We start from the raw sequence: 23,186 nt of genomic DNA, 5'->3' as shown, positions 1-23,186 counted from the left end.
ACCCGCGGACCTCACGCAGAGCAGCCCAGCTCGGAACGCGATCTCTCGATATCCCGCCAAAGCCCTGCAGGCCATCGTAGCCCTTCTACCCGCGGCGAGAATGCCGTAGGAAATGGCAGCGACGAGGATTGGACATGGCAAAGCAGACCGAGAAGAAGCCGCCTGCACTCAAAGGCGTATCGGCAGCCGAACGGGCGTTAGCGGTATTGACGGCATTTCGCCGGGGCGACGGCGCCTTGAGCCTGGCTGAGTTGGCCGAGCGGACCGGTCTGGTGAAGAGTACCATCCTGCGGCTAGCTCTATCGCTGCAACGTTACCGGCTGCTCGCGCGCCTGCCGGACGGCTCTTATCGGCTCGATGCGGAGACCTTGCGTCTCGGGACAGCCTATCAGCAGGCGTTTCGTCTGTCCGATCATGTCATGCCCGTGCTTGAGCAGCTCGCGGCGAAAACCGGCGAGACGACGTCCTTCTATGTGCGAAACGGCGAGGAGAGGCTGTGTCTTTTCAGGGTGGAGACCACCAATCGGATCCGGATGACCGTGCAGCCGGGCGACACCCGTCCCATGGACAAGTCCGCCATTGCCCAAACGCTCCGCCGCTACGAGTCCGGGCCGCCTCGACCGGATGACGAATTGCCGCTGTTCACCTCCGGCATCACGGATCCTCATGCGGCCGCTCTCGCCATGCCCGTCTTCGGCATCGGCGACTCCCTGGTCGGGGCGCTCGCCATCTCCGGGCCGGTCAGTCGGCTGACGGCGGCGCGCGCAGAGCAAATCAAGGGCGCGCTGGTCGAGGCTGGAAACAGGCTCACTGTGGCATGCGGGGGAACCCCGCCATCTGGAGCCGGAAAGAGCACCCGCAAACGGGCGGCCAGCCTGTCTGCATAAAACGCAACGTCGTTTCATTTTTTATTGCCTGGTCCGTCGACGCGACTTATAAGGCTCGCCATAACAAAGTATGGGGAGGACGAACGTCGTGGCTTCAGCTTCGCTCACGCGGAGGACGGTCTTGGCCGGACTCACTGCATCCGCGCTTCCCCGGTTTGCGACAGCGCAGGAGGTGCGCTGGTCGAGCGGCTCGGAGAAGCCGCACTTCGTTCCGCCGCCGGGCGCGACCGATTGCCATTTCCACACCTATGACAAGAGCTATCCGGTCATGAAGGGCGCGACGCTGCTGCCCGAGGACGCCTTGCCCGAAGATTATCGCGCCCTGCAGCGCCGGATCGGCACGACGCGGGGCGTCATCATCCAGCCCTCGACTTACGGTACGGACAACCGGCTGCAGATTGCGTCACGACGGGCGCTTGGGCCGGAGAACTTTCGCGTGGTCGCCGTTGTGCCCGAGGACGTATCGGATACCGATCTGCAACGGCTCGACGAGCAGGGCGTCCGCGGTGTCCGCTTCAATCTCGGTTTTCCGGGAGCGTTGACGGTGGACTCTCTCAAGTCGCTCGCCCCGAGACTGGCCAATCTCGGTTGGCACTGCCAGATCAACATGCGTCCCAAGCAGATTGAGGACAATGCGGACCTTCTGGCGTCTTTGCCCGGGGGCCTCGTCTTTGACCACTTGGCCCAGATACCGCAGCCGGCTGGCCTGGAGAGCGCGCCTTACAAGATCATCCGCGGCTTGCTCGACCGCGGCAAGACCTGGGTGAAGCTGTCGGGTCCCTATGTGTCGAGCAAGCAGGGTGCGCCGGACTACGCTGACGCAGGAGCCGTCGCGGCGGCCTATGTCAAGGCGGCGCCCGAGCGAATGGTCTGGGGCAGCGACTGGCCGCACCCTTCCGAGAAGGAACGCAAGCCTGATGATGCGCACCTGCTCGATCTTTTCGCCGTATGGGCGGGAGGCGAGGCCGTGTTCAAGCGCGTCCTCGTCGACAACCCTGCCGAACTCTACGGTTTTCCCAAGGTCGTGCCATGACGTTCTTCGGCCCACCGCGTCGGATCGAAACCAGCATCTTCACACGGCTTCCGGACCAGTTCCGCAAGCCACGCCGCACCGCCTGGGCGGACGCCAATCAGGGCGGACGTGAGATCGACTCCTTCCTTGAAGGGCCATCCTTCGATCGGCAGGGCCGACTGTATGTCACCGATATTCCGTATGGACGCATCTTCCGTGTCAGTCCGGAAGGCGAGTGGGAGCTCGTGACCGAGTATGACGGGTGGCCGAACGGGCTGAAGATTCACCGCGACGGCCGCATGTTCATCACCGACTACAAGCGCGGGATCATGCTGCTGGACCCGGCCAGCGGCAGCGTAACGCCATTTCTGGAGACGGCGGCAAGCGAGAGCTTCAAGGGCGTGAACGATCTCATCTTCGCGCCGTCGGGTAATCTTTACTTCACCGATCAGGGCCAGACCGGGATGCACGATCCCACGGGCCGGGTCTGGAAGCTCACGCCCGACGGCCGGCTCACCTGCCTGATCAACACGATCCCGAGTCCGAACGGCATCGTCGTCGACCACGAGGAGAGCTTTCTGCTGGTGGCCGTGACACGGGCCAACCAGGTCTGGCGCGTGCCACTGCCGGCCAGCGGCCTGACGACGAAGGTCGGCATATTCTCGCACCTGCACGGCGGTCCCGGCGGCCCCGACGTTTTGGCGCTGGACAGCGGCGGCAACCTGCTGGTCTGCCACACCGGCTTCGGCTCCGTGTGGCGGCTGTCACCCCTGGCCGAGCCGCTCGACCGCATCGTTTCCTGCGCGGGCGTGGGCACGACCAATCTTGCGTTCGGTGGACCGGAACGAAAGAGCCTCTTCGTTACCGAGAGCCGCACGGGAACACTGCTCCGCGCCGAACTCGAAATGCCGGGCATGCCGCTGTTCTCGCACGCCGACTAGGTCAGCGCCCGGCTCGCGATCAGTTCGGTATGCATCGGAGCAGGTGGCCGCATATCGAAAACGCGCGGCAGCCTGTCTCTCTCCAGGCCTCCCGGACACCGTAACCGGCGGCCAGCACTCCACTTTTCCAGGGGAGCGCCTCCGATCGGGCGACGCAAGCGCTTCGCTGTAACTCTTAGAAAATGAAACAGCGTTTCATTATAAATTGCAACGTCGTTCTATTTTTGTTATGGCGCGTCATGGCCGGGAAACATCGGCCGGTCTCGGAGGGAACAATGGCAAGTGTCTCTGCCGCGTCGGTCGGCGCCGGCTTCACACCCGAGCAGGAGAAAATCCTCTCGAAGTTGCTGTGGCGGATCGTGCCGTTCCTGCTGCTCTGCTACATCGTCGCTTATCTCGATCGGGTGAACGTCGGCATCGCCAGCCTGACGATGAACCGCGATCTCGGCATCTCGCCTTACGAATTCGGCTGGAGCGCGGGGCTGTTCTTCTTCGGCTATTTCCTCGCAGAAGTGCCGAGCAACCTTGCCTTGCAGGCGATCGGCGCCCGTAAGTGGATCGCGCGCATCCTGATCACCTGGGGCCTGATCTCGGCCGCAACGGCATTCGTGGTCGGTCCCGTCAGCTTCGGCGTCATGCGCTTCCTGCTCGGCCTCGGCGAAGCCGGCTTCACGCCGGGCGTATTCCTCTATTTTACATACTGGTTTCCGGCGCGCGTCCGGGGCACGGCGACTGCGGCCTTCCTGCTCGGCATTCCGATCGCGAACATCGTGGGCGCCCCGATCTCGAGTTCGCTGCTGACGCTCGACGGCTTGGGCGGCTTGCATGGTTGGCAGTGGCTTCTGATCCTGGAAGGCCTGCCGGCCACGCTCCTTGGCTTCGTGTGCTTCTTCACGCTCACCGACAAGCCCGAGCAGGCCAAGTGGCTGAGCCCCGAGGAGCGGAGCTGGCTCGCGGAGGTGCTGGCGGCGGAGCGTCAGGCCATCGCCGCCAAGCACTCATCGCGGCTCAGGGACGCCTTCGTCAATTGGCGGGTCCTTGTCTGCGCCGCCGTCAACGTCTGCGCCATCATCGGCTCCGTCGGGCTTGGCCTGTGGATGCCGCAAATCATCAAGGGCCTCGGCTTCAGTGTCGTTGCCGTCGGCTTTATCGCGGCAATTCCCTACATCTGCGGCGCCGTCACGATGATGCTGTGGGCTCGCCTGTCGGACAGGGGCGGGGAACGAAGCTGGTTCGTGGCATCCGCGCTGCTCGTGGGCGCAGCGTCACTGATTGTCTGCGGCTATGCAACATCGTCCGCGCTGATCTCGATCGTCGCGCTCTGCGGCGCCGTGATCGGGATCATGTGTTACCAGTCCACTTTCTGGCCGATCCCGTCGAGCTTCCTCACCGGCAGCGCTGCCGCCGGCGGCCTCGCGATGATCGTCTCGATCGGCAATCTCGGCGGCTTCGTTGGTCCCTATCTCATCGGCATGATCCGGCAGTCGACCGACAGCTTCTCATGGGCCCTGATCTCGGTGGCCGCATTTCTCACCTTGGCCGCCATCCTGATCCGCGTGGTTGGTGCCAGTCTCCAGCGACCGGGCGGGGCGACTGACCGCCACACCGGCCCGATCGCAAGCCTCTCGAAAGGAACCTGAAGATGAGCGAAAAGCAGCAATTCCGCCTCGGTCTGGTCGGCTACGGCGAGATCGGCAGCACGCTGGGAAAAGGGCTGCGCGAGGCCGGACTGCAGCAGATCTTCTGCTACGACAAATACGCCTTCGACGGACCATACGCCGATTTGATCCAGAGCCGCGCCAAGGCGGCAGGCGTCACGCTGGTCAAGTCCAACAAGGAACTGGCTGATGCCGCGGAGCTGATCTTCAGCGTCACGCCGGGCTCCGCGTCGCTCGAAAGCGCAAGCGCGTTTGCACCCGTGCTCGATGGCCGCCACACCTTCCTCGACTTCGCCTCCGCCACGCCGAAGGTGAAGTACGGCGTGGCCGAGCGACTTGCCAGGACGGGCGCCACGCTCGGTGACGGCTCCATCATGGGGACGCCCAAGCACGGCTATTCGATGCACATGATGTCGAGTGGCCCCGCCGGGCAGCGCGTCGTCGATCTGCTCGTGCCTTGGGGCATGAGCATCGCATTCGCGGGCGAGAAGCTCGGCACGGCTTCGGGCATCAAGATCCTTCGCTCCGTCCTGATCAAGGGCATCGAGGCGCTGATCGATGAGACGCTGTTGGCGGCCCGGTCCTACGGTCTGGACGAAACCGTACTGGCCTCGGCGTCGAAGACGCTCACGCGTCCGTTCATGGACACCGTCGAGAGCCTCACGCCCTCCGGCGTCATCCATGCCAAGCGGCGCACCGAAGAGGTCGAGATGGCCGCCGAGGCGGTCGCGGATGCCGGGATCGAGCCGCTGATGGCGCGCGCCACGGCGGCGCGGCTTCGCTGGAAGGACAGCCTGGGTCTGAAGGAGCATTTCAAGGGCGTCGTTCCCGAAAACTACAAGATCGCCATCGACGCGATCGTGGCCAGGACGCAGGCCGGGGCGAAGGCGGCCGAATAAGGCCAAGCCCGCCGGGAAGACAACAGGGAGAGAAACGTGACGGCCGCCCGAACGGAAATCGACCAGATCGAAAAGGTGACGATGCGCAGGGTTATCCTGCGCCTCGTGCCGTTCCTGATGATCTGCTACTTCTTCGCGTTGCTCGACCGCGTCAATGTCGGCTTCGCAGCGCTACAGATGAACAAGGATCTGGGGCTGACGCCGGCGATGTTCGGCTTCGCCGCCAGCCTGTTCTTCGTCTCCTATTTCCTCGTCGAGGTGCCCAGCAACCTCGCTCTGCAAAAGGTCGGCGCCCGGCGCTGGATCGCCCGCATCATGATCACCTGGGGATTGGTGACCGCGTGCATGGCGTTCGTCGTCGGGCCGTACTCGCTCTATGCGATGCGCTTCATTCTCGGCGCGGCCGAGGCCGGCTTCTTTCCCGGCGCCATCCTCTATCTGACCTATTGGCTGCCGTCGCAGTATCGGGCGCGCATCCTGGCGACGTTCACGGTTTCGATTCCGCTCGCCACGTTCCTGGGCTCGCCGCTTTCGGTCGGCCTGCTTGAACTCGACGGCGCGCTCGGTCTGCGCGGCTGGCAGTGGCTGTTCATTCTGGAAGGGCTGCCGACGGTTCTGCTGGGTCTTGCGTGCCTGTTCGTCCTGACCGACAAGCCCGCGCAGGCGTCCTGGCTGACCGTGGAACAGCGGGAATGGCTGACCCGGCGCATGGAGGCGGAGGCCGCCGCGCGCAAGCCGGTCGGGCATCTCACGCTCTGGCAGCTCGCCACCAACAAGCATTTTCTTGTCATGGCCTTGGTCTGCTCCGGCGCCTCCGCCACGGGCAGCGTGCTGTCGGTCTGGCAACCGCAGTTGCTGAAGTCGTTCGGCCTCTCCAACCTGCAGACCGGCTTTGTCAATGCGATCCCGTACGGCATCGCGACCGTGCTCATGGTGCTGTGGGGCCGCCATTCGGACAGGACGGGTGAGCGCCGCTGGCACACGGCGATCCCGCTGTTGTTCGCAGCAGGTGGTTTTGCGGCACTGGGCATGACCGGGACCGCGGTTGCGCCGACCATCGTCATGGTGACGTTCTGCCTGGTCGGCGCATATGCCTTCAAGGGACCGTTCTGGGCACTTTCGGCCAGCTGGCTTTCGGCGAGCACGCTCGCGGCGGGGCTCGCCGGGATCAACGCGATTTCCAACCTGATCGGCGGCGGCCTGATGGTGAACGTCGTCGGAGTCGTCAAGGAGCAGACAGGCAGCTTCGTGCTCGGGATGTTGCCGCTCGCGCTGCTGTGCGCCGTGGCCGCAGCCTGCGTCCTTGTGCTTGGACGCAATGTCGCACGCGCGGCGGAAATGGCGGCGGTGAAGCCATGAGCGCACGCAGCAAAGGACCGCAGCGCTTCATCACGCGACGCGGCGTTGTCATGGGCATGCTGGCTTGCAGCACAGGCGCTTTGGCTGTCGGCGCGTTGGCTGCCGGGGTGGAGCAAGCGGTGCCCAACAGCACCGGGTCGGCGGCGCCACGCCTGGATGCGCCGGCGGGCGCGTGTGACTGTCATCATCATATCTATGACGGGCGTTTTCCCGTCTCGCCGCATTGGCGCCAGGGCTTTCCGCCGGGCGCGACGGTCGCCGACTATCGGCTGCTGCAGCGGCGGCTCGGCACCACGAGGAGCATGGTGGTCCAGCCGTCGACATATGGGATCGACAACCGGTGTCTTGTGGACGCGTTGGGCCAGCTGGGCGCCTCGTCGCGAGGGGTTGCCGTCGTTGACACGGATGTCAAGGATGCGGAGCTGCAGGCGCTTGCCGATGCCGGCGTCCGTGCCATCCGCGTCAATTTCGTTTCTCCGCAGACCTGGGGCACGACGACACCGCAGATGCTGACCACGCTCGCAGCGCGGGTGAGTCCGCTCGGCTGGCACGTGCAGATCCTGATGACGGGCGATCAGATCGCCACCCATGAGAGCGTGATCCGGTCGCTTCCCACCAGGGTGGTCATCGACCACCTCGGCCGTATCCCTCAGCCGGAGGGCGTCAAGCATTCGGCATTCGCCGCGATACGCCGCATGCTGGATGGCGGCCGCACCTGGGTGAAGGTGACCGAGCCCTATGAGGACAGCAAGCTCGGGCCGCCCTATGCCGACTCCGGCGAGGTTGCGCGTGCCTACGTGCACGCAGCGCCGGAGCGCATCCTGTGGGGCACGGACTGGCCGCATCCCACCCAGCGCGGGACCAAGCCGGATGATGCCCTGCTGGTCGATCTCCTCGCGGACTGGGCGCCGGACGAACGTACGCGCCGGCGCATCCTGGTCGAAAATCCTGCCGAGCTGTTCGGCTTTTAGCCATTAGACGATAGGCGTCTCAGTCGATGCCTTCGCATTTCAACTGGCGCAATTGCCTGTCCACCCAGGAGGCATCGTGCGTGCCGGCCTCGATGTTGGCGATCTGCTTCTGCTCAGCCTCGAACTTCGCCGTCGCGGCCTTGAACACCGCGCCGGTCTGATCGAACGGCACGCAGAGCAGGCCGTCGTCGTCGCCAATGATGAGGTCACCCGGCTCGATCACCATCCCGTTGATCGCGATCGGCACATTGATCTCACCAGGCCCGTTCTTGTAGGGGCCGCGGTGCGTGACTCCAGCCGCGAAAACCGGGAGCTTTTGGCCGCGAATATGACCGGCGTCGCGGATCGCGCCGTTGATGACCACGCCGGCCACCCCTCGCCTAGCCATTTGCATCAGCATCATCTCGCCGATGATTGCGTTGGTCAGATCGCCGCCGGCATCGACCACGATGATGTCGCCGGGCTCGGCGAGCGCGATCGCCTTGTGCACCATCAGATTGTCACCGGGAGGTGCCTTCACCGTCAATGCGGGGCCTGCGAGCCCGCCACCCTGATGCATGGGACGAAGCCGGGCGCCGGCTGCCGTCAGACGGGACATGCTGTCGCTCACATTCGCGACGGGCAGGCGGGCAAAGCCTGCGACGACGTCTTCGCCGACCTTTCGTTTCCGCGGCAAAACTCGAAATCCGGCAGACATCGGTGTTCCTCCACTCGAAGGCGACTATATTTTAGAACGCCGTTTCATTATCAGAAAGACGGGCGTTGACGCAAGGCGATCCACCTCGCGTCAGAGTTCCCCCTATGCTCGCGGTCGAACATGGCGCGGGACGCCTCTGCGGCGCCGCGGCAGGTTGCCGACACAGCGGCAGCGAAACGAAAGTCCGATAATCCGTTGACGTACTGGTGGGCAGCTAGCGGCTCTTACCTTGGTATTGGAGAGGTCATCAGCTCAACATCACCGCACGCCAGTGCCCTTGCAGCGCTGGCACTTCACCACCTTGTCGCCCTTCTTGAGCAAACCTTTGCCTTCACAGTTTTTGCATTTCTGCTTCTTCTTGATGTTCGGGCCTTTTTCACTGGTCATGAAATTCTCCTGCCGCGAGAGAGCGGTCTTGTCCGGTAGCTCAGCGGAACAGCCGAGCGTCGCCGGGTCAACCCCGCACGGTCATCTATGCCGGCTTCGGCACCACCAGCACCGGAATGCTTCCGTCCACCAGGACTTCGGATGTCTGGCTGCCCAAAAACAGCTTTCTGAGGCCGCGTCGTCCATGAGAGGCCATGACGATCAGATCGCAACCCCTGGACTTCGCCGTTTCAATGATCGCAGTCGCCGGGTGCGCATTCGGAACGTGCAAAAATTCTGCAGGCGCACCGATCTGCTCCGACATGGCGCGGGCGTCATCAAGCACTTTGCCCGCACGGGCCTTGCAGGCCGCGTTAAAGCTGTCAATCTCGTCCCGCGTCGGAATCCATCCCGAGTCGTGTCCGCCCCCATAGTCAACCGGCATCGCTTCCGTCACGGTGATGATTGTCAACCTGGCGTTCAAGGCCTTCGCCAAGGCAATGCCATGCTCAACGCCTCTTCTCGCGACGTCCGATCCATCCGTGCTCAAGAGAATGTTGGCGTACATTCAGTGGCTCCCTTGCTCGTCGAACAAAGTAATGCCCGGCTAATATGGTCCGATACGCGCCGCGGGTCCATTGCCGCGGTGACAACCAATACGGGTCGTGCGTTAGATTCATGAGCCTTCGAACCCGCGAAGCGGCGGGAGCCCACGGTTTGCCTCTCGTTCTCCGCGCGGCTGCGCCACGCGTAGCCCGCAGGGTTCAGATACCCGCCTTCGCCCTTTGGGCTTCGGCGCGGCAGCCTCACTCGCTTCGCCTTGGATGTGTGGCGCTGGCTCGCCGAGCCGAAGCTCGCGAAGCGAGCGAAGGCTGGTGGGCCCGGCAGGACTCGAACCTGCAACCAGACCGTTATGAGCGGCGGGATATGGTGCAGCTTCGTTGATCTTGCTGTGCCATTGTTCGGGTTGGATCGCGTTCGTTGCATTTTGGCGCGGTCGTTTCTGGTGCGAAACTGGTGCGGTGCGCGTGGTGGTTGGTGGGAACGGCGATTGCGTCGATCTCCGTAAGCGAGCAGCAAGAGCTGCGTCGCGGTACGGAGCGCTGTCGACCTCGCCTTGCGGACAAGGGAAAGCGACCCCGCATCAACCATCTGCAACGCCGGCTCACGGCCGTCCTTGTGGCAGAGGTGGTTAGCTACCTGTCGGCGCAGCCCCAGATCACGCGTCCCGCCTCAATTCAATGTCGGCGCCACTGCTCGCCATTTTTTGTGATGCGACAGGTAGGCTTGGGTGCTAAATTGTTCTTCAGGCGTCTATTTGGAAGTCTCGGCAAGCGGTACTCACAGTCCGGCTCGAGGCGGTGCGATGCCCAAGATCCTGCTGGTCGAAGACAACGAGATGAACCGCGATATGCTCTCGCGACGCCTCGTGCGCGGTGGGTACGAGATCATCATTGCCGAGGACGGAGCGCGCGGCGTCGCGATAGCGACGAGCGACAGGCCAGATCTCATTTTGATGGACATGAGCCTACCGGTGATCGACGGTTGGGAGGCGACGCGCCAGATCAAGGCGACGCCCGAACTGCGCAAGATCCCTATCATCGCGCTCACGGCGCACGCCATGGCGACCGACCGGGACAAGGCCCTCAAGGCCGGCTGTGACGACTACGACACAAAACCGATCGAGCTGCAGAGGCTGTTGGGCAAGATCGAGACGCTGCTCGCAGCTACGGGACAATGAAGGAGTTAGAAATTCCGGACAGATGACGAGCTAGCTACACGGCTTCAGGAGGTTGTCGTCGCCATATTGCGGCCGGCGTAAGAACACACAAAATGGCCGCTCGCCGCGCTCCAGATGGGATGGACTCTGGCCAGGCGGTGGGTGCAGTCCTGCGAATTTCATCGCCGGCACCGGCGATCAGCTACCCTGCTCAGGCGGACGTCCTGACCGGGGCAGAGGCCCGATCGGGGCGGAGAGTTTGTCTTTGTGATGGAGACGACTCATGAAAACAGCGCAGTACGAGTGGTCCAAAAGTGACGGGTGGCGGCCGAATTTGCCAACTGGCGAAGTCGGACGTCTCGGACGTCAGAGTGTCGTGTTCGTTTTCGGTGCTAGTACCCACTTTTCTTGGAACGTGAGTCGTGATTCAAGGTCGGGATGATACCCGAAGCAAGAGAAGTCCACCTTTCGAGGAAAGATCGCAAGGTGCTTGAGGCGTGCTGTCGCTCACCGGTGACGTTGCAGCGCGATTTGAAGCGGGCGCGGATAGTTCTGTTGGCGGCGGATGGGCGCAGCACCCGGTCGATCGCCAAGGAAGTTGGGGTCCAGCCGCGGATTGTCAGCCTTTGGCGGCATCGCTATGCCGACCATGGCCTTGAAGGGCTGCAAGACAAGCCGCGGCCTGGCAAGCAGCCGATCTATACGAAGACGACCGACAAGCGGATTCTGAAGCTGCTGGATAAGCCGCCACCGCAAGGGTTTGCGCGCTGGACCGGCCCCCTGCTGGCCGAGGCGCTGGGCGATGTCGATGTCCAATATGTCTGGCGGTTCCTGCGCAGCCACAAGATTGACCTGGTGGCTCGCAAGTCCTGGTGCGAGAGCAACGACCCGAACTTTACGGCCAAAGCCGCCGATGTTGTCGGCCTCTATGTCGCGCCGCCGGCGAAGGCCATTGTGCTGTGCGTGGACGAGAAGCCCTCGATCCAGGCTTTGGAGCGAGCGCAGGGTTATCTGAAGTTGCCCAATGGCCGCGCCTTGACCGGCCAAAGCCACGATTACAAGCGGCATGGCACCACAACATTGTTTGCGGCGCTCGAAGTCGCCACCGGAAAGATCATCGCGACCCATTCAAAACGCCGTCGCCGCGTCGAGTTTCTCGATTTCATGGACAGCCTCACCGCGGCCTTTCCGAACCGCCAGCTTCACGTCATCCTCGACAACCTCAACACCCACAAGAAGAACGAGGACTGGCTTAAGGCCCACCCCAACGTGCAATTTCATTTCACGCCGACAAGTGCGTCCTGGCTCAATCAGGTCGAGGTATGGTTTTCGATCCTGCAGGGGCAGTCGCTTAGCGGCATCTCCTTTACAGCCTCAAGCAGCTTCAGGAACACATCGACGCCTACGTCAACGCGTACAACGACAAAGCCGAGCCCTTCGTCTGGACCAAGAAAAAGGTCCGTCACGCCGCTTCAAAGGCCGCCGTATCACTCAGCTCTGATTCCGGGTACTAGGTCGTTGGTGCAGGCAGGCAGCCTCGTGGGCGAGTTGCGCGACCACTTCAAAGGGGCCGCCATGCTTGGTTGCTCGACTTCCGGCGAGATTCTCGGCGACGTGGTCGTCGACGACTCTGTGAGTGCCACCCTGGTCGACTTCGAACATACGCGACTGCGGTTCGCCTCCGCTACGATTGGTGACGCAAAGGCAAGCTACAACGTCGGCAAGGAGCTCGCGCAGCAGTTGAACGACGCCTCGTTGCGCCACGTGTTCGTGCTTTCGGACGGCTTGCACGTCAACGGGTCCGACCTGGCGCGCGGTCTCGCGAGCGGCGTCTCGGAAGGCGTGTCGATCACTGGCGGCCTTTCCGGAGATGGAACCAACTTCGCCGAGACTTGGGTCATTGCCGACGGTGGCGCTGGCCCTCAGCGCGTGGCGGCGGTCGGTCTGTATGGCGACGATTTGCGCATTGGCTACGGATCGATGGGCGGCTGGCAGGCATTTGGGCCCCTGCGCACCATCACACGGGCCGAAGGCAACATCCTCTATGAGCTGGATGAGCGTTCGGCGCTCGATCTCTATAAATCGTACCTGGGCCCCCACGCCGACCAGTTGCCAAGCTCTGCCTTGCTTTTTCCCATCCTGGTTACCGAGGCAAAGGGCGGCCAGGGTGTCGTCCGAACCGTCCTGTCTGTGGACGAGCAGAAAAAGTCAATGACGTTCGCGGGCGACATCCCACAGGGCGGAACGGCGCAGTTGATGAAGACCAATGTCGACGATCTGGTCGACGGCGCGACCGCTGCCGCCAACGCCAGTCTCAGCGGGCTCGGCGGCAGGCGACCGGACCTTGCAATTCTGGTGAGCTGCGTCGGTCGTAAGCTCGTGATGAAGCAGCGCACCGAGGAAGAAATCGAAGCAATTCGAAATGTCTTCGGGGCGGATGCGAAGATTTCCGGGTTCTACTCGTACGGCGAGCTTTGCCCCTTCATGCATGGCGGCGACTGCCGGCTTCACAATCAAACCATACAATTACAACTTTCGCCGAGGACTGAACGGTCACAGGGCACAGATGCACAGGCTGCTACGACGCCAGCTCAGAAAGCACCTCGGTATGGAGGGCGAAGTACCGGCTGCGTTGCAGTCTTTCGTGGCGGCCGTCGATTCCGCATACACCGATTTCGATAGCGATCGGGCGATGGTCGAGCGCTCGCAAGAGCTGAGCTCGAAGGAGTTGTCGGAGGCACGCGACAAGGCAACAGAGGCGCAGCGCCGGTTGGTCGACGCGATCGAGAGCATCTCCGAGGGTTTCTCGCTCTACGATGCCGACGACAAGCTGGTTATATACAACCGGCGGTACCGGGACATGCACGGCACCGCCAGCATCAATGTCGTGAATCAGGGCGTATCGTTCGAGACAATCCTCCGCAACGCGACCGCGAGCGGCGAGATCCGCGACGCGGAGGGGCGCGTCGAAGCCTGGATCGAGCAACGCCTCGCTCAGCATCGCGATCCCAAGGGCACGCATGTGCAACGCCGCTCCGACGGGCGCTGGATCCAGATCAACGAGCGCAAAACCGACGACGGCGGCACCGTGGCGACCTACACCGACATCACCGACGTGAAGAAGGCGGAGCAGGCGATCCAAGAGAGCGAACAGCGGCTGCGCGTCATCGCCGAGGCCGCGCCTATGGCGGTGGCGATCGTAACCTTTGATGACGGGATCATCCGGTATGCCAATCGGCGCTTCAGCGAGATGTTCGAGCTCGAAGGTTCGTCTGCCCTGGGCCTGCAAGCGAAAACCCTCTACGCAGACCCGCAACATCGCGAGCGCTTCATCGGCGCGCTCACCGAGCACGGCCATGTGGAGGGCATGGAGATGCTGCTCAAGCGGGTTGGAGGCGAGGAGTTCTGGGCGCTCATAGCTTCTCAGCGCGTCGAGTTCGAAGGGCGCCCGGCGATGATCAACGGCCTCGCCGACATCAGCGACCGCAAGCGCATGGAAGGCGAGCTGCACAAGGCGATCTGGGCGAGCGAGCAGGCGACACGCGCGAAGTCGGACTTCGTAGCCAACATGAGTCATGAACTGCGCACACCCTTGAACGCGATCATCGGTTACAGCGAGATCCTGTTCGAGGACGCCCAGAGCGCCGGCCGCGAATCGGAGATGGCGGACCTGCCTGCGCAAGATTCAGGATGCCGGCAAGCATCTGCTCGGCCTGATCGACAACATCCTCGATCTTTCCAAGATCGAGGCTGGCAAGATGACGCTTTATCTCGCGACCTTCGAGCTCCGCCCCATGATCGATAGCGTCGCCGCGACCGTCACCCCGCTGGCCAAGAAGACCGGCAACGCTCTGGTGGCGAACTGTGCTGACGAGATCGGCACGATCCACAGCGATCTGACCAAGGTTCGGCAGACCCTGTTCAACCTTCTCAGCAATGCCTGCAAGTTCACGCGGAACGGGACGATAACGCTGACCGCGCTGCGTGACACGAATGCGGCTGGCGAATGGATCGAGTTCCAGGTGCGCGATACCGGCATCGGCATGACGCCAGATCAGCAGGCCAAGGTGTTCGAGGCCTTTACTCAGGCGGACGACTCGACGACCCGCGTCTATGGTGGTACGGGGCTGGGCCTCGCCATCACCAAGAGCTTCTGCCGGCTGATGGGTGGCGACGTGACGCTGACGAGCGAAGCCGGCAAGGGGACGGCGTTTGTAGTTCGTCTGCCGGCGGTAACACGCGCTGCATCGGACACTACAGTCTCGGCGGCAGACAAGCGTTCCGAGGGTCCGCAGGCTGCCGAGCCCGAGCATGCGCCGATTGTTCTCGTGGTCGACGATGATCCCAATGCGCGTGAGCTGCTGCGCCGACACCTGCAGCGAGGCGGTTACGCCGTTCGCCTGGCTGCCAATGGCGAGGAGGCGATGCAACTCGCCCGCACGCTGCACCCCGATGTCGTCACGCTCGACGCTCTGATGCCGCAGATGGATGGTTGGGCCGTGCTCAGCGCCATGAAAGAAGATGCGGTACTCGCGGAAATTCCTGTGATCATGGTCACGATCGTCGACAACCAGGGCATTGGCTTCTCGCTCGGTGCCGCCGATTACCTGGTCAAGCCGATTGATCGCGACAGACTGGTCAGCGCGGTGGAAAAGTGCTGCCCAAGGGGCGCGCCGCGACACGTGCTGATAGTCGAGGATGACGCGTCGGCCAGCGAGCTGATGGGGCGCGCCTTGCGGCAGATCGATTGCATGGTGACGCAAGCAGAGAATGGTCGGATTGGTCTTGAGCGTTTGAATGAGGCTTCACCCGATGCAATTCTGCTCGATCTGATGATGCCGGAGATGGACGGGTTCGAGTTCATCGCACGGGTGCGAGCCGAGTCCCGCTGGCGGAGCATCCCGGTCATCGTCGTCACCGCAAAGACGCTGACCGTTGAGGATCGCTCGCGCCTTAACGGCCAGGTACAGCATTTGGTGCACAAGGGCGAATACAGCGGCAAGGCCGTGCTGGCGGCGCTTGACGAGCTGGTACCCCTGCACGCCCGGCGCGCGCGCGCGGATCGGCCATGAGTATCATTAACACCGACAGCGCGCGCGCTTGGCGCATTCAGCTTGCCCATCTTCGCCAGGAACTGCAGTCCCCGGTCAACGCCTTGCTCGGCTACGCAGAGATCCTGCACGAAGAGGCGTCCCGGAACGGGCGCTTGGACATCCTCCCCGATATGAACCGTATCCTCGGCGCAGCCCGGGATCTCGCCGGCAAGGTCGACCGGCTGATGGACGGCGATCGCGCCAAGAGCCCGCCCGGCTCAGCGGCCACCACGCAAGAACAGGATCTTCGTCACGAGCTGCGCACGCCGCTCAACGCGATCAAGGGCTATGGTGAGATGCTGCGCGAGGATGCAGCCAGTTTCTCAAGCGACTCCCTGAGGGCGGATTTCGATCGCCTGCTGGCTGCGGCCACCGACCTGTTGCTGCGCCTCGATCGCATCGTGCGATTCTCGGTTGATGTCGAGGAGACGAGCTTGGCTCCCGATCAGACCGGCGCGGTCATGGTTAGCGACCTGATGCGCAGCCTCGGGCCGGTCCGGCAGTATGCTGCCACCGAAACCGGTTCTATTCTCGTCGTGGACGATATCGAGGCCAATCGCGACCTCCTGTCGCGCCGACTGACCCGCGACGGCCATCGCGTCTCTTCGGTGGCCGGCGGCCAGCAGGCGCTGCAGGCGCTCGCCAACGATGAGTTCGACCTCGTCCTGCTCGATTTGATGATGCCCGATATCAACGGGCTTGATGTGCTGGTGCGCATGAAGGCGGATGAGCGGCTGCGCCGCATTCCGGTGATCATGATCACGGCCTTGGCGGAGACAGAGAGCGCCGTCCGCTGCATCGAGGCCGGGGCCGAGGACTATCTGCCGAAGCCGTTTGATCCGATCCTGCTGCGCGCGCGGATCAATGCTTGCTTGCACAAGAAGCGCTGGCGCGACCGCGAGCAGAAGTATCTTCGCCGCATCGAGGAGGAGACGGCCAAGTTTGAGCGGCTGCTGCTGACAATCCTGCCAAGACAGGTGATTGGCCGTCTGAACCACGGCGAAGCCATGATTGCCGACCGCTTCGAGGGTGTGAGCGTTCTGTTCGCCGATCTGGTGGGCTTCACCGAGCATTCGTCACGGGTCACGCCTGCAGCGATGGTCGAGTAATTGAACCGGTTGTTCTCGGAATTCGACGCGCTTGCCCGTGAGCTCGGTGTCGAGAAGATCAAGACCATCGGCGACGCCTACATGGCCGTCGCCGGTTTGCCCGATCCGAACCCCGATGCGATCGCAGCGATCGCGAAAATGGCACTTGGCATGATCGATCGGCTGGGACGCGTCAACAGCCATTTCGGCTGGCCGTTGCAAATCCGGATCGGCATACATTCGGGCCCCGTGGTTGCCGGCATCATCGGCGCACACCGCTTCATCTACGACGTGTGGGGCGATACCGTAAATGTCGCCAGCCGGCTCGAGGCCTACTCTCTGCCCAATCGAATCCATGTGTCCCGGGATATCGCCCGCCACCTCGTCGGTCGCTTCGCGCTGGAGCCACGCGGGAGCATTGACGTGAAGGGCAAGGGCAAATTGGAGACTTTTTTCTTGAGCCGGATTTAGGCTCGGCGTGGCTGCGCCACGCGTAGTCCGACGAAGGGCGAAGCGTGGTGGGCCCGGCAGGACTCGAACCTGCAACCAGACCGTTATGAGCGGCCGGCTCTAACCATTGAGCTACAGGCCCCGCCGCGAGACGGCCGCGGGACTACGCGGCCGGCAACGGTGCGCGGTTCGTTTACAAGGCTGGAGGCGAGGGTGCAATGCCGGCCCCGGCCGATGGAAACGCCGGCGCAGCAATGCCTGCGAGTTCTAAAATACCGAAATTGGCGATGATGCCCTTATAATCCTGTTTTGCCCGACGGTCAAACCAGCCCCGCCTAGGCTCGTTTTCCTGGATTTTGTAACCCTTTGTGATCGCTTGATCTTTCTACTGTGCATGGGGTTGTTTTCGATGTTTCGATGGGAGGGGCTTTCCTGGGGCCCCTCCAATGTTTTGCCGGCGAGCTGCAAGCTCGCCGCAGATCGCCGTCTAATCCACCGAAACCCCGGCGAACTCCACCACCTTGCGCCACTTCTCGGTCTCGTCCGCGACCAGCTTGCCGAACTCGGCGGGTGTCATCGGCTTGGGGATGCCGCCGGTCTCGGCGAGGCGGGCGACCAGCTTGGGGTCCTTCAGCGCTTCACCGACGGCCTTGTTGAGGATCTCGACCACGTCGGGCGGCGTGCCCTTCGGCGCGGAGATGCCGTAGAAGCCGACCGATTCGAATCCCGGCACGGTCTCGGCGATCGCGGGCACGTCGGGCACGATCGGCCAACGCTGCGGCGAGGTCACGCCGAGCGCGCGGACATTGCCGCCCTTGGCCTGCTCCAGCGCGGACGGCAGATTGTCGAAGATCAGCTGCACCTTGTTGGAGATGATGTCGGGGAAGGCGATGGCGGAGCCGCGATAGGGCACGTGCACCATGTCGCACTTGGTCATCACCTTGAACAGCTCGGCCGACATGTGCACCGAGGTGCCGTTGCCGGACGAGGCAAAGGAGATCTTGCCGGGATTGGCCTTGCAGTAGTCGATGAACTCCTGAACCGTCTTCACCGGCATCGCGTTGGAGACGACCAGCATGTTGGTGAGCTGCATGATGCTCGCGACCGGGACGGTGTCGCGCAGGAAGTCGTAAGGCAGCTTCTTGTAGAGCGAGGTCGAGATCGCGTTGTTGGGCGCGACGAACAGCAGCGTGTAGCCGTCGGGGGCTGCGTTGATCGCGGCGGCGGCGGCGATGTTGCCGCCGGAGCCGGCGCGGTTCTCGACGATGAATTGCTGGCCGAGATGGTCCGACAGCCACTGCGCCATGATCCGCGCCACGATGTCGACCGGGCCGCCGGCGGCAAAGCCGATCATCCAGTGCACGGGGCGGTCGGGATACGCGGCGGAGGCGGGAGGTGCGGCGCTGAAAAGACTTAAGAGAAAAACCAGCCCGAAAACATAGTTACGCAAAATTCGCAACATGACGCCTCCCATTGCATTATTGTCGTTGGGCTGCATGCTTTCACAAAATCGGGCCGCTGCCTACATCGTCGCAAGTCGGTGTTGACGCAGGTCCGCCGGGAACGACCATGAGATTCGCGATCATCCTTCTCGCCGCGGCGCTGCTCTTAAGCCCCGCTGCTGCTCAAACCGGAGGCACGGCCATTCCGACCACGACACTCAGCCTCGGCACCGCAACGCCCGGCGGCGGCTTCCCGCTCTACGGCAACGCCTTTGCGGAGGTGATGAACGCGGCCGATCCGCAAATCACCATCGCACCCCGCAACACCAAGGGCAGCAACGAGAACATTCCGCTGTTGGAGAAGGGCGAGCTCGATCTCGCCTTGGTCGCGGGCGAGCCGGCCTACGAGGCCTTCGCCGGCATCGGCCGTGCGAAGGTGCGGCTGAAGATTCTCACCGCGATCTATTCCAACCCCGGCATGTTCGTGGTGCGGGCCGACAGCCCCTACAAGACCATTCGCGATCTCGTTGGCCAGCCTGTTGCGTTCGGCGCCAAGGGCTCGGGCCTGCCGATCCTCGCGCGCTACGTGCTCGATGGCCTCGGGCTGAGGCAGGACGAGGATTTCAAGGCCGTCTATCTCGACCGCGCCGGCGACGGCCCCGCGATGGTCGAGGACGGCCGCGTCGCCGCGCTGTGGGGCGCCGGCATCGGCTGGCCCGGCTTTGCCGCGGTCGCATCGAGCGCATCAGGCGCGCGCTTCATCGCGCCCAGCGCGGAAGAGATCGCGCGCATCCGCGCCAAGCATTCGTTCCTGAAGCCGATGATCGTGCCCGCCGGCAGCTACCCGAAGCAGGCCGAGCCGATCGCCTCGCTCGTTCGTGGAGTTTTGTCCTCACGCGCGAGGATCTGCCGGACGATGTCGCCTACCGGCTGGCGAAGACGCTGCATGGCGTGGAGGCGACGTTCTGCAAGAAGCTCGCACAGGCCTGCGAGACGACCGCGGCGAACACCGTCGCGGCCGCGCCGAAGCCGGAGCTGATTCATCCGGGCGTGATGAAGTACTTTCGCGAGATCGGCGTGGTGAAATGACGATCGCTCCCTAAGCGGCCGTCATTCCGGGGCGCGCAAAGCGCGAACCCGGAATCTCGAGATTCTCAGGTGCGCAATTGCGCACCGTAGTTCGGTGCTTTGCACCGCCCCGGAATGACGATCGCTTTAAGCGATCGTCACTTCTTCACCATCGCACACGCCGGGTCCGGCGGCCCGAACGCCTTGTCGCCCGAGATGGTCGTGAGGATCTTGTAATAGTCCCACGGATATTTGCTCTCTTCCGGCGTCTTCACCTGCACCAGCCAGAGGTCGTGCACCATCAGATTGTCATCGCGTAAGCGGCCGTTGCGGGCGAAGAAATCCTCGATCGGTTTTTCCCGCATCTTCGCCGCCACCTTCAGCGGATCGTCGGTGCCGGTCTCCTTGATGGCGTTGAGATAGTGCATCACGCTCGAATAGACACCGGCCTGCCACATCGACGGCATCTTGTTCATCTTGGCGAAATAGCGCTTCGACCATTCGCGCGTCTTGTCGTCCATGTCCCAGTAGAACGAGGTGGTCAGCAACAGGCCTTGGGCCGCCTGCAGCCCGAGGCCGTGGATGTCGGTGATCAGCGCCAGCAGCGCCGCCATCTGCTGGCCGCCCTTGAACACGCCGAACTCCGAGCCGGTCTTGATCTCGTTCATGTTGTTGGGGGGACCGGCGGCAATGCCGATGATCTTGGCCTTGGAGGCCTGCGCCTGCAGCACGAACGAGGAGAGATCGGGCGTTGCCAGCGGCGGCTTCACCGAGCCCAGCACCTTGCCGCCATTGGCGGTGACGACGCTGGAGGCGTCCCGCTCCAGCGAATGGCCGAAGGCGTAGTCGTCGGTGATGAAGAACCAGCTGTCGCCGCCGCGCTTGACCACCGCATCCGCGGTGCCGACCGCGAGCGCGCGGGTGTCGAACACCCACTGGATCGCGTAAGGAGAGCAGAACTTGCCGTGGAAATCGGCGGTGCCGGTGGAGTGGGTGATGAACAGCCGCTTCTTCTCGTTGGCGATGTTCTGCACCGCGAGCCCGACCGCCGAGACCGGCACGTCGACGATCAGGTCGACCTAGTCGACGTCGTACCAGCGCCGCGCGATGGCGCCGCCGATATCGGCCTTGAGCTGATGGTCGCCGATCACGATGCTGATCGGCTTGCCGAGCACGGTGCCGCCGAAATCGTCGATCGCCATCTGCGCCGCCGTCACCGAGCCCTGGCCGGTCGGCGCGGAAGCGGGACCGTTCATGTCGGTGAGCACGCCGATCTTGACGACGTTGTCGGAAACCTGCGCCATTGCGGCGCCCGGCAGCAGGGCTGCCGCCAAGAACGTCGCTGCAAAGCCGGCCGCGACCGGCAGTCCAAATCTTGCTGGATTCACGCTTGTCCTCCCCTGATCCGGCTCGTTGGCCGGTGTTGCCCGGGTATGCCCGGCTGAATTAGTTTCTTTTGCAACTATTTGGGGGCGGGCGTCAATGTCAGGCGGCGAAGCGGATCTGCCCCGCCGGCGAGGGGTCGTAGCCGGTCAGCTCCTCGGCGCGCTGGCGCAGCCGTCTTTCGCTCAGGAACCGGATCAGGGCCTGCATGGTGGGGCGGAAATAGCTGCGCTGCCGCATCGCCAGATCGAGATTCTCCCAGACCAGCGGCACGAAATCGAGGCCGGCCGAGCGCGCCGCCGCGCGTGTCGCCACCCCGCAATCGGCCTGGCCGGCGCGGACCATTTCGGCAAGATCGGGCCCGGTCAGGGCCGGCGTCTCCACCCGGCGCAAATCGCGGGTGGTGGCGTCGGCGCGCTTCAGGAGCACGTCGAGCAGCATCTGCGCGCCTGTGCCCTGTTGTCGCATCGCCATCCTGGCGCCGAGCGCGAGCACGTCGGCGAGACCGCGCAATCGCTGCGGATTGCCCGGCGGCAGCACGAGACCCTGCTCGCGGCGCGCGAATGCGACCAGCAGCGCGTCATGCACGTCCGGAGCGTCTCGCAGCGCCGTCACATTGGCGTCGGAGGCAAGATTGCCTGAGGCATCCAGGCTGTGGAAGTGCACTGCGACAGCCGTCACTTCGTCGCGCTGCAGGCGCTCGAGCCCGCGCGCGCTTCCCTCGCTCATCGATCCCAGGCCGGAGCCGGATTCGCGCAGGCTCCAGTCCAGGAGCTCGTCCTGGCTCCCGCCCACGACGGGTGGCGGCTCCGTGGCCAGCATGCCCGCAGGGCGCGCCAGTCCGGACAGCACCCAGAGATCGAGTTCGTGCCGCGGGAAGAGCCACTTCCCGGTCACCTTGCTACAGGGGATCGCGCCGGTGGTGACGAGTTCGTAGAGCTTGCGTTCGCCAAGTCGGAGATAGTCAGCGGCTTCACTGGTCGTCAGGAATTCCATCCTGCATTCCTATGCAAATTCTTGCTTCTTTTTGGACTTTCGTCGCAGGTGGAATTCTGCAGTTCATTTTCGGTCCGCGGGAACCATGCCCGATCATCTCGTTGCTTTGCAACACATCCGCGGTCGCCTCTTCCGCTTTGGTGAACGATCCTGAAGCGCTCACATGGTGCGGGCCTTGCTGTCGCGCGCGCGATGGCAATCGGCTGCCGCTCAGTGCATTGCCGGAATTTCCCGAATGGTAGCGCGCGAGGGGCAAATGCGTCACGAGCGCGGCGCAATCGATCCTCATGATCGTGGCCGTATCCAATGGGAACCAGCTCATGGCCTTTCGCCGCCTGTCCGTTGCACTCGTGCTTCTCTGCGGTTTGACCGCGGACATCGCAGCGTCGTTCGCGGAGGACCGCGCCATCGTCCTGGCCTCCACCACAGCGACACAGGATTCGGGCCTGCTCGATCATCTGCTGCCGATTTTCCGTGACAAGACCGGCATCGACGTGAGGGTGATCGCGCAGCGCGCCGACGAGGTGCTCAACGAGGCGCGCAAGGGCGATGCGGACGTCGTGCTGACGCATGCGCGGCCACAGGAGGAAAAGTTCGTCGCCGACGGTTTTGCCGTGAAGCGCTTTGACGTGATGTACAACGACTACGTGCTGATCGGGCCGAAGAGCGATCCTGCCGGCGTGAAGGGCAAGGACATCGCGACCGCACTCAAGGCGATCGAGGCCAAGGGCGCGCCGTTCGTGACGCGCGGCGATCGCTCCGGCACCCACGCCGCGGAGCTCGCGCTCTGGATCGTCGCCGGCATCGACATCGCCGCTGCCAAAGGCGCCTGGTACCGCGAGGCCAAGGAGGGCATGGGCGCCGCGCTAGAAGCTGCGCGTGCCGCAAATGCCTATGTGCTGTCGGACCGCGGCAGCTGGATCGCCTTCAGGGAGCGCGGCGATCTCGACATCATCGTCGAAGGCGACAAGCGGCTGCTCAACCAATACGGCGTGATGCTGGTCAACCCCGAGAAGTTTCCGAGCGTGAAGAAGGAGCTGGGGCAGACCTTCATCGACTGGCTGATCTCGCCGGACGGGCAGGCGGCGATCGCCGGCTACAGGGTCGACGGGCAGCAGCTGTTCTTTCCGAATGCGGACAAGTCGGCCGGCTGACA

The 23,186-nt window shown here is 63.5% G+C and carries 20 protein-coding genes, 1 tRNA gene and 3 pseudogenes; 16 read left to right on the top strand and 8 right to left on the bottom strand.

The features are described from left to right. Nucleotides 1–134: 134 nt before the first annotated feature. The 7 genes from ACFLEY_RS36315 (at nucleotide 135) to ACFLEY_RS36285 (ending at nucleotide 7,727) form a co-directional block, all read left to right on the top strand. A complete protein-coding gene (locus ACFLEY_RS36315) occupies nucleotides 135–887 on the top strand; it encodes an IclR family transcriptional regulator (protein ID WP_396604355.1) in 753 nt (250 codons plus the stop codon). A gap of 121 nt (nucleotides 888–1,008) precedes the next feature. After that, nucleotides 1,009–1,920 (top strand): amidohydrolase, encoded by a 912-nt coding sequence (locus ACFLEY_RS36310; protein WP_306421874.1) that lies wholly within the window; start codon nucleotides 1,009–1,011, stop codon nucleotides 1,918–1,920. Continuing rightward, complete coding sequence (locus tag ACFLEY_RS36305; RefSeq protein WP_060910744.1) at nucleotides 1,917–2,840, top strand: SMP-30/gluconolactonase/LRE family protein; 924 nt, start codon at nucleotides 1,917–1,919, stop codon at nucleotides 2,838–2,840. The genes ACFLEY_RS36310 and ACFLEY_RS36305 overlap by 4 nt, the downstream gene beginning before the upstream one ends. A gap of 275 nt (nucleotides 2,841–3,115) precedes the next feature. Next, on the top strand, nucleotides 3,116–4,480 hold the full coding sequence (locus ACFLEY_RS36300) for an MFS transporter (protein ID WP_249162867.1): 1,365 nt from the start codon (nucleotides 3,116–3,118) through the stop codon (nucleotides 4,478–4,480). A 2-nt stretch (nucleotides 4,481–4,482) separates the two neighbouring features. Next, nucleotides 4,483–5,397, top strand: coding sequence for an NAD(P)-dependent oxidoreductase (locus ACFLEY_RS36295; protein ID WP_060910746.1), 915 nt, complete (start codon nucleotides 4,483–4,485; stop codon nucleotides 5,395–5,397). A 36-nt stretch (nucleotides 5,398–5,433) separates the two neighbouring features. Then, nucleotides 5,434–6,756 carry an MFS transporter gene (locus tag ACFLEY_RS36290; RefSeq protein ID WP_082756037.1) on the top strand — a complete coding sequence of 441 codons (1,323 nt, stop codon included), beginning with the start codon at nucleotides 5,434–5,436 and terminating at the stop codon, nucleotides 6,754–6,756. Next, nucleotides 6,753–7,727 (top strand): amidohydrolase family protein, encoded by a 975-nt coding sequence (locus ACFLEY_RS36285; RefSeq protein WP_060910748.1) that lies wholly within the window; start codon nucleotides 6,753–6,755, stop codon nucleotides 7,725–7,727. Before ACFLEY_RS36290 ends, ACFLEY_RS36285 begins: the two co-directional genes overlap by 4 nt. A 19-nt stretch (nucleotides 7,728–7,746) precedes the next feature. Here the strand turns inward: ACFLEY_RS36285 and ACFLEY_RS36280 are convergent, their stop codons facing one another. The 3 genes from ACFLEY_RS36280 to ACFLEY_RS36270 all read right to left on the bottom strand — a co-directional run bounded on the left by ACFLEY_RS36280 (nucleotide 7,747) and on the right by ACFLEY_RS36270 (nucleotide 9,358). After that, nucleotides 7,747–8,424, bottom strand: a complete 678-nt coding sequence (locus ACFLEY_RS36280) for an RraA family protein (protein WP_060910749.1) — start codon at nucleotides 8,422–8,424, stop codon at nucleotides 7,747–7,749. Between the two features lie 258 nt (nucleotides 8,425–8,682). Beyond that, complete coding sequence (locus tag ACFLEY_RS36275) at nucleotides 8,683–8,811, bottom strand: hypothetical protein (RefSeq protein WP_007600646.1); 129 nt, start codon at nucleotides 8,809–8,811, stop codon at nucleotides 8,683–8,685. A gap of 85 nt (nucleotides 8,812–8,896) precedes the next feature. Beyond that, nucleotides 8,897–9,358: a universal stress protein gene (locus ACFLEY_RS36270; RefSeq protein ID WP_011085072.1), complete on the bottom strand. Its 462-nt coding sequence runs from the start codon at nucleotides 9,356–9,358 to the stop codon at nucleotides 8,897–8,899. A 798-nt stretch (nucleotides 9,359–10,156) separates the two neighbouring features. On the opposite strand from ACFLEY_RS36270, the gene ACFLEY_RS36265 reads away from it, so the two are divergent. The 7 genes and pseudogenes from ACFLEY_RS36265 (at nucleotide 10,157) to ACFLEY_RS36235 (ending at nucleotide 17,162) form a co-directional block, all read left to right on the top strand. Further along, on the top strand, nucleotides 10,157–10,531 hold the full coding sequence (locus ACFLEY_RS36265) for a response regulator (RefSeq protein WP_060910750.1): 375 nt from the start codon (nucleotides 10,157–10,159) through the stop codon (nucleotides 10,529–10,531). A gap of 417 nt (nucleotides 10,532–10,948) precedes the next feature. After that, nucleotides 10,949–12,011: pseudogene (locus ACFLEY_RS36260) on the top strand (IS630 family transposase). Between the two features lie 74 nt (nucleotides 12,012–12,085). Beyond that, on the top strand, nucleotides 12,086–13,192 hold the full coding sequence (locus tag ACFLEY_RS36255) for an FIST signal transduction protein (protein WP_249163283.1): 1,107 nt from the start codon (nucleotides 12,086–12,088) through the stop codon (nucleotides 13,190–13,192). Then, complete coding sequence (locus ACFLEY_RS36250; RefSeq protein WP_060910752.1) at nucleotides 13,155–14,315, top strand: PAS-domain containing protein; 1,161 nt, start codon at nucleotides 13,155–13,157, stop codon at nucleotides 14,313–14,315. Before ACFLEY_RS36255 ends, ACFLEY_RS36250 begins: the two co-directional genes overlap by 38 nt. After that, nucleotides 14,269–15,582 carry a response regulator gene (locus ACFLEY_RS36245; RefSeq protein WP_060910753.1) on the top strand — a complete coding sequence of 438 codons (1,314 nt, stop codon included), beginning with the start codon at nucleotides 14,269–14,271 and terminating at the stop codon, nucleotides 15,580–15,582. The genes ACFLEY_RS36250 and ACFLEY_RS36245 overlap by 47 nt, the downstream gene beginning before the upstream one ends. Next, complete coding sequence (locus tag ACFLEY_RS36240; protein ID WP_249163281.1) at nucleotides 15,579–16,712, top strand: response regulator; 1,134 nt, start codon at nucleotides 15,579–15,581, stop codon at nucleotides 16,710–16,712. Before ACFLEY_RS36245 ends, ACFLEY_RS36240 begins: the two co-directional genes overlap by 4 nt. Next, complete coding sequence (locus ACFLEY_RS36235; RefSeq protein WP_249163282.1) at nucleotides 16,713–17,162, top strand: adenylate/guanylate cyclase domain-containing protein; 450 nt, start codon at nucleotides 16,713–16,715, stop codon at nucleotides 17,160–17,162. A 45-nt stretch (nucleotides 17,163–17,207) separates the two neighbouring features. Here the strand turns inward: ACFLEY_RS36235 and ACFLEY_RS36230 are convergent. Together ACFLEY_RS36230 and ACFLEY_RS36225 are read right to left on the bottom strand one after the other, a co-directional pair. Next, nucleotides 17,208–17,283 (bottom strand) — tRNA-Ile (locus ACFLEY_RS36230). 345 nt (nucleotides 17,284–17,628) lie between these two features. Then, nucleotides 17,629–18,603 carry a tripartite tricarboxylate transporter substrate binding protein gene (locus ACFLEY_RS36225; RefSeq protein ID WP_028174256.1) on the bottom strand — a complete coding sequence of 325 codons (975 nt, stop codon included), beginning with the start codon at nucleotides 18,601–18,603 and terminating at the stop codon, nucleotides 17,629–17,631. A gap of 107 nt (nucleotides 18,604–18,710) precedes the next feature. Here ACFLEY_RS36225 and ACFLEY_RS36220 point away from each other — a divergent pair. Further along, a pseudogene (locus tag ACFLEY_RS36220) lies at nucleotides 18,711–19,672 on the top strand (TAXI family TRAP transporter solute-binding subunit). A 137-nt stretch (nucleotides 19,673–19,809) separates the two neighbouring features. Here ACFLEY_RS36220 and ACFLEY_RS36215 read toward each other — a convergent pair. From ACFLEY_RS36215 to ACFLEY_RS36205, 3 genes and pseudogenes are all read right to left on the bottom strand, one after another. Beyond that, nucleotides 19,810–21,039, bottom strand: a pseudogene (locus ACFLEY_RS36215) (ABC transporter substrate-binding protein). Between the two features lie 97 nt (nucleotides 21,040–21,136). Beyond that, on the bottom strand, nucleotides 21,137–22,030 hold the full coding sequence (locus ACFLEY_RS36210; protein WP_060910754.1) for a helix-turn-helix transcriptional regulator: 894 nt from the start codon (nucleotides 22,028–22,030) through the stop codon (nucleotides 21,137–21,139). After that, nucleotides 22,008–22,352 carry a hypothetical protein gene (locus ACFLEY_RS36205; protein ID WP_129557529.1) on the bottom strand — a complete coding sequence of 115 codons (345 nt, stop codon included), beginning with the start codon at nucleotides 22,350–22,352 and terminating at the stop codon, nucleotides 22,008–22,010. Before ACFLEY_RS36205 ends, ACFLEY_RS36210 begins: the two co-directional genes overlap by 23 nt. Here ACFLEY_RS36205 and ACFLEY_RS36200 point away from each other — a divergent pair. Beyond that, the gene (locus tag ACFLEY_RS36200) at nucleotides 22,351–23,184 is read left to right on the top strand and encodes a substrate-binding domain-containing protein (RefSeq protein ID WP_060912937.1); all 834 of its coding nucleotides are present in this window, start codon (nucleotides 22,351–22,353) and stop codon (nucleotides 23,182–23,184) included. The two genes, ACFLEY_RS36205 and ACFLEY_RS36200, sit on opposite strands and share 2 nt — an antisense overlap. Nucleotides 23,185–23,186: the final 2 nt, after the last annotated feature.

Origin of the sequence: Bradyrhizobium sp. YCK136 (genome assembly GCF_044570075.1) — a bacterium.
Lineage (GTDB): Bacteria > Pseudomonadota > Alphaproteobacteria > Rhizobiales > Xanthobacteraceae > Bradyrhizobium > Bradyrhizobium diazoefficiens.
The sequence above is the reverse complement of the archived record's forward strand: the minus strand, read 5'-3'. Positions and strand labels throughout refer to the sequence as shown.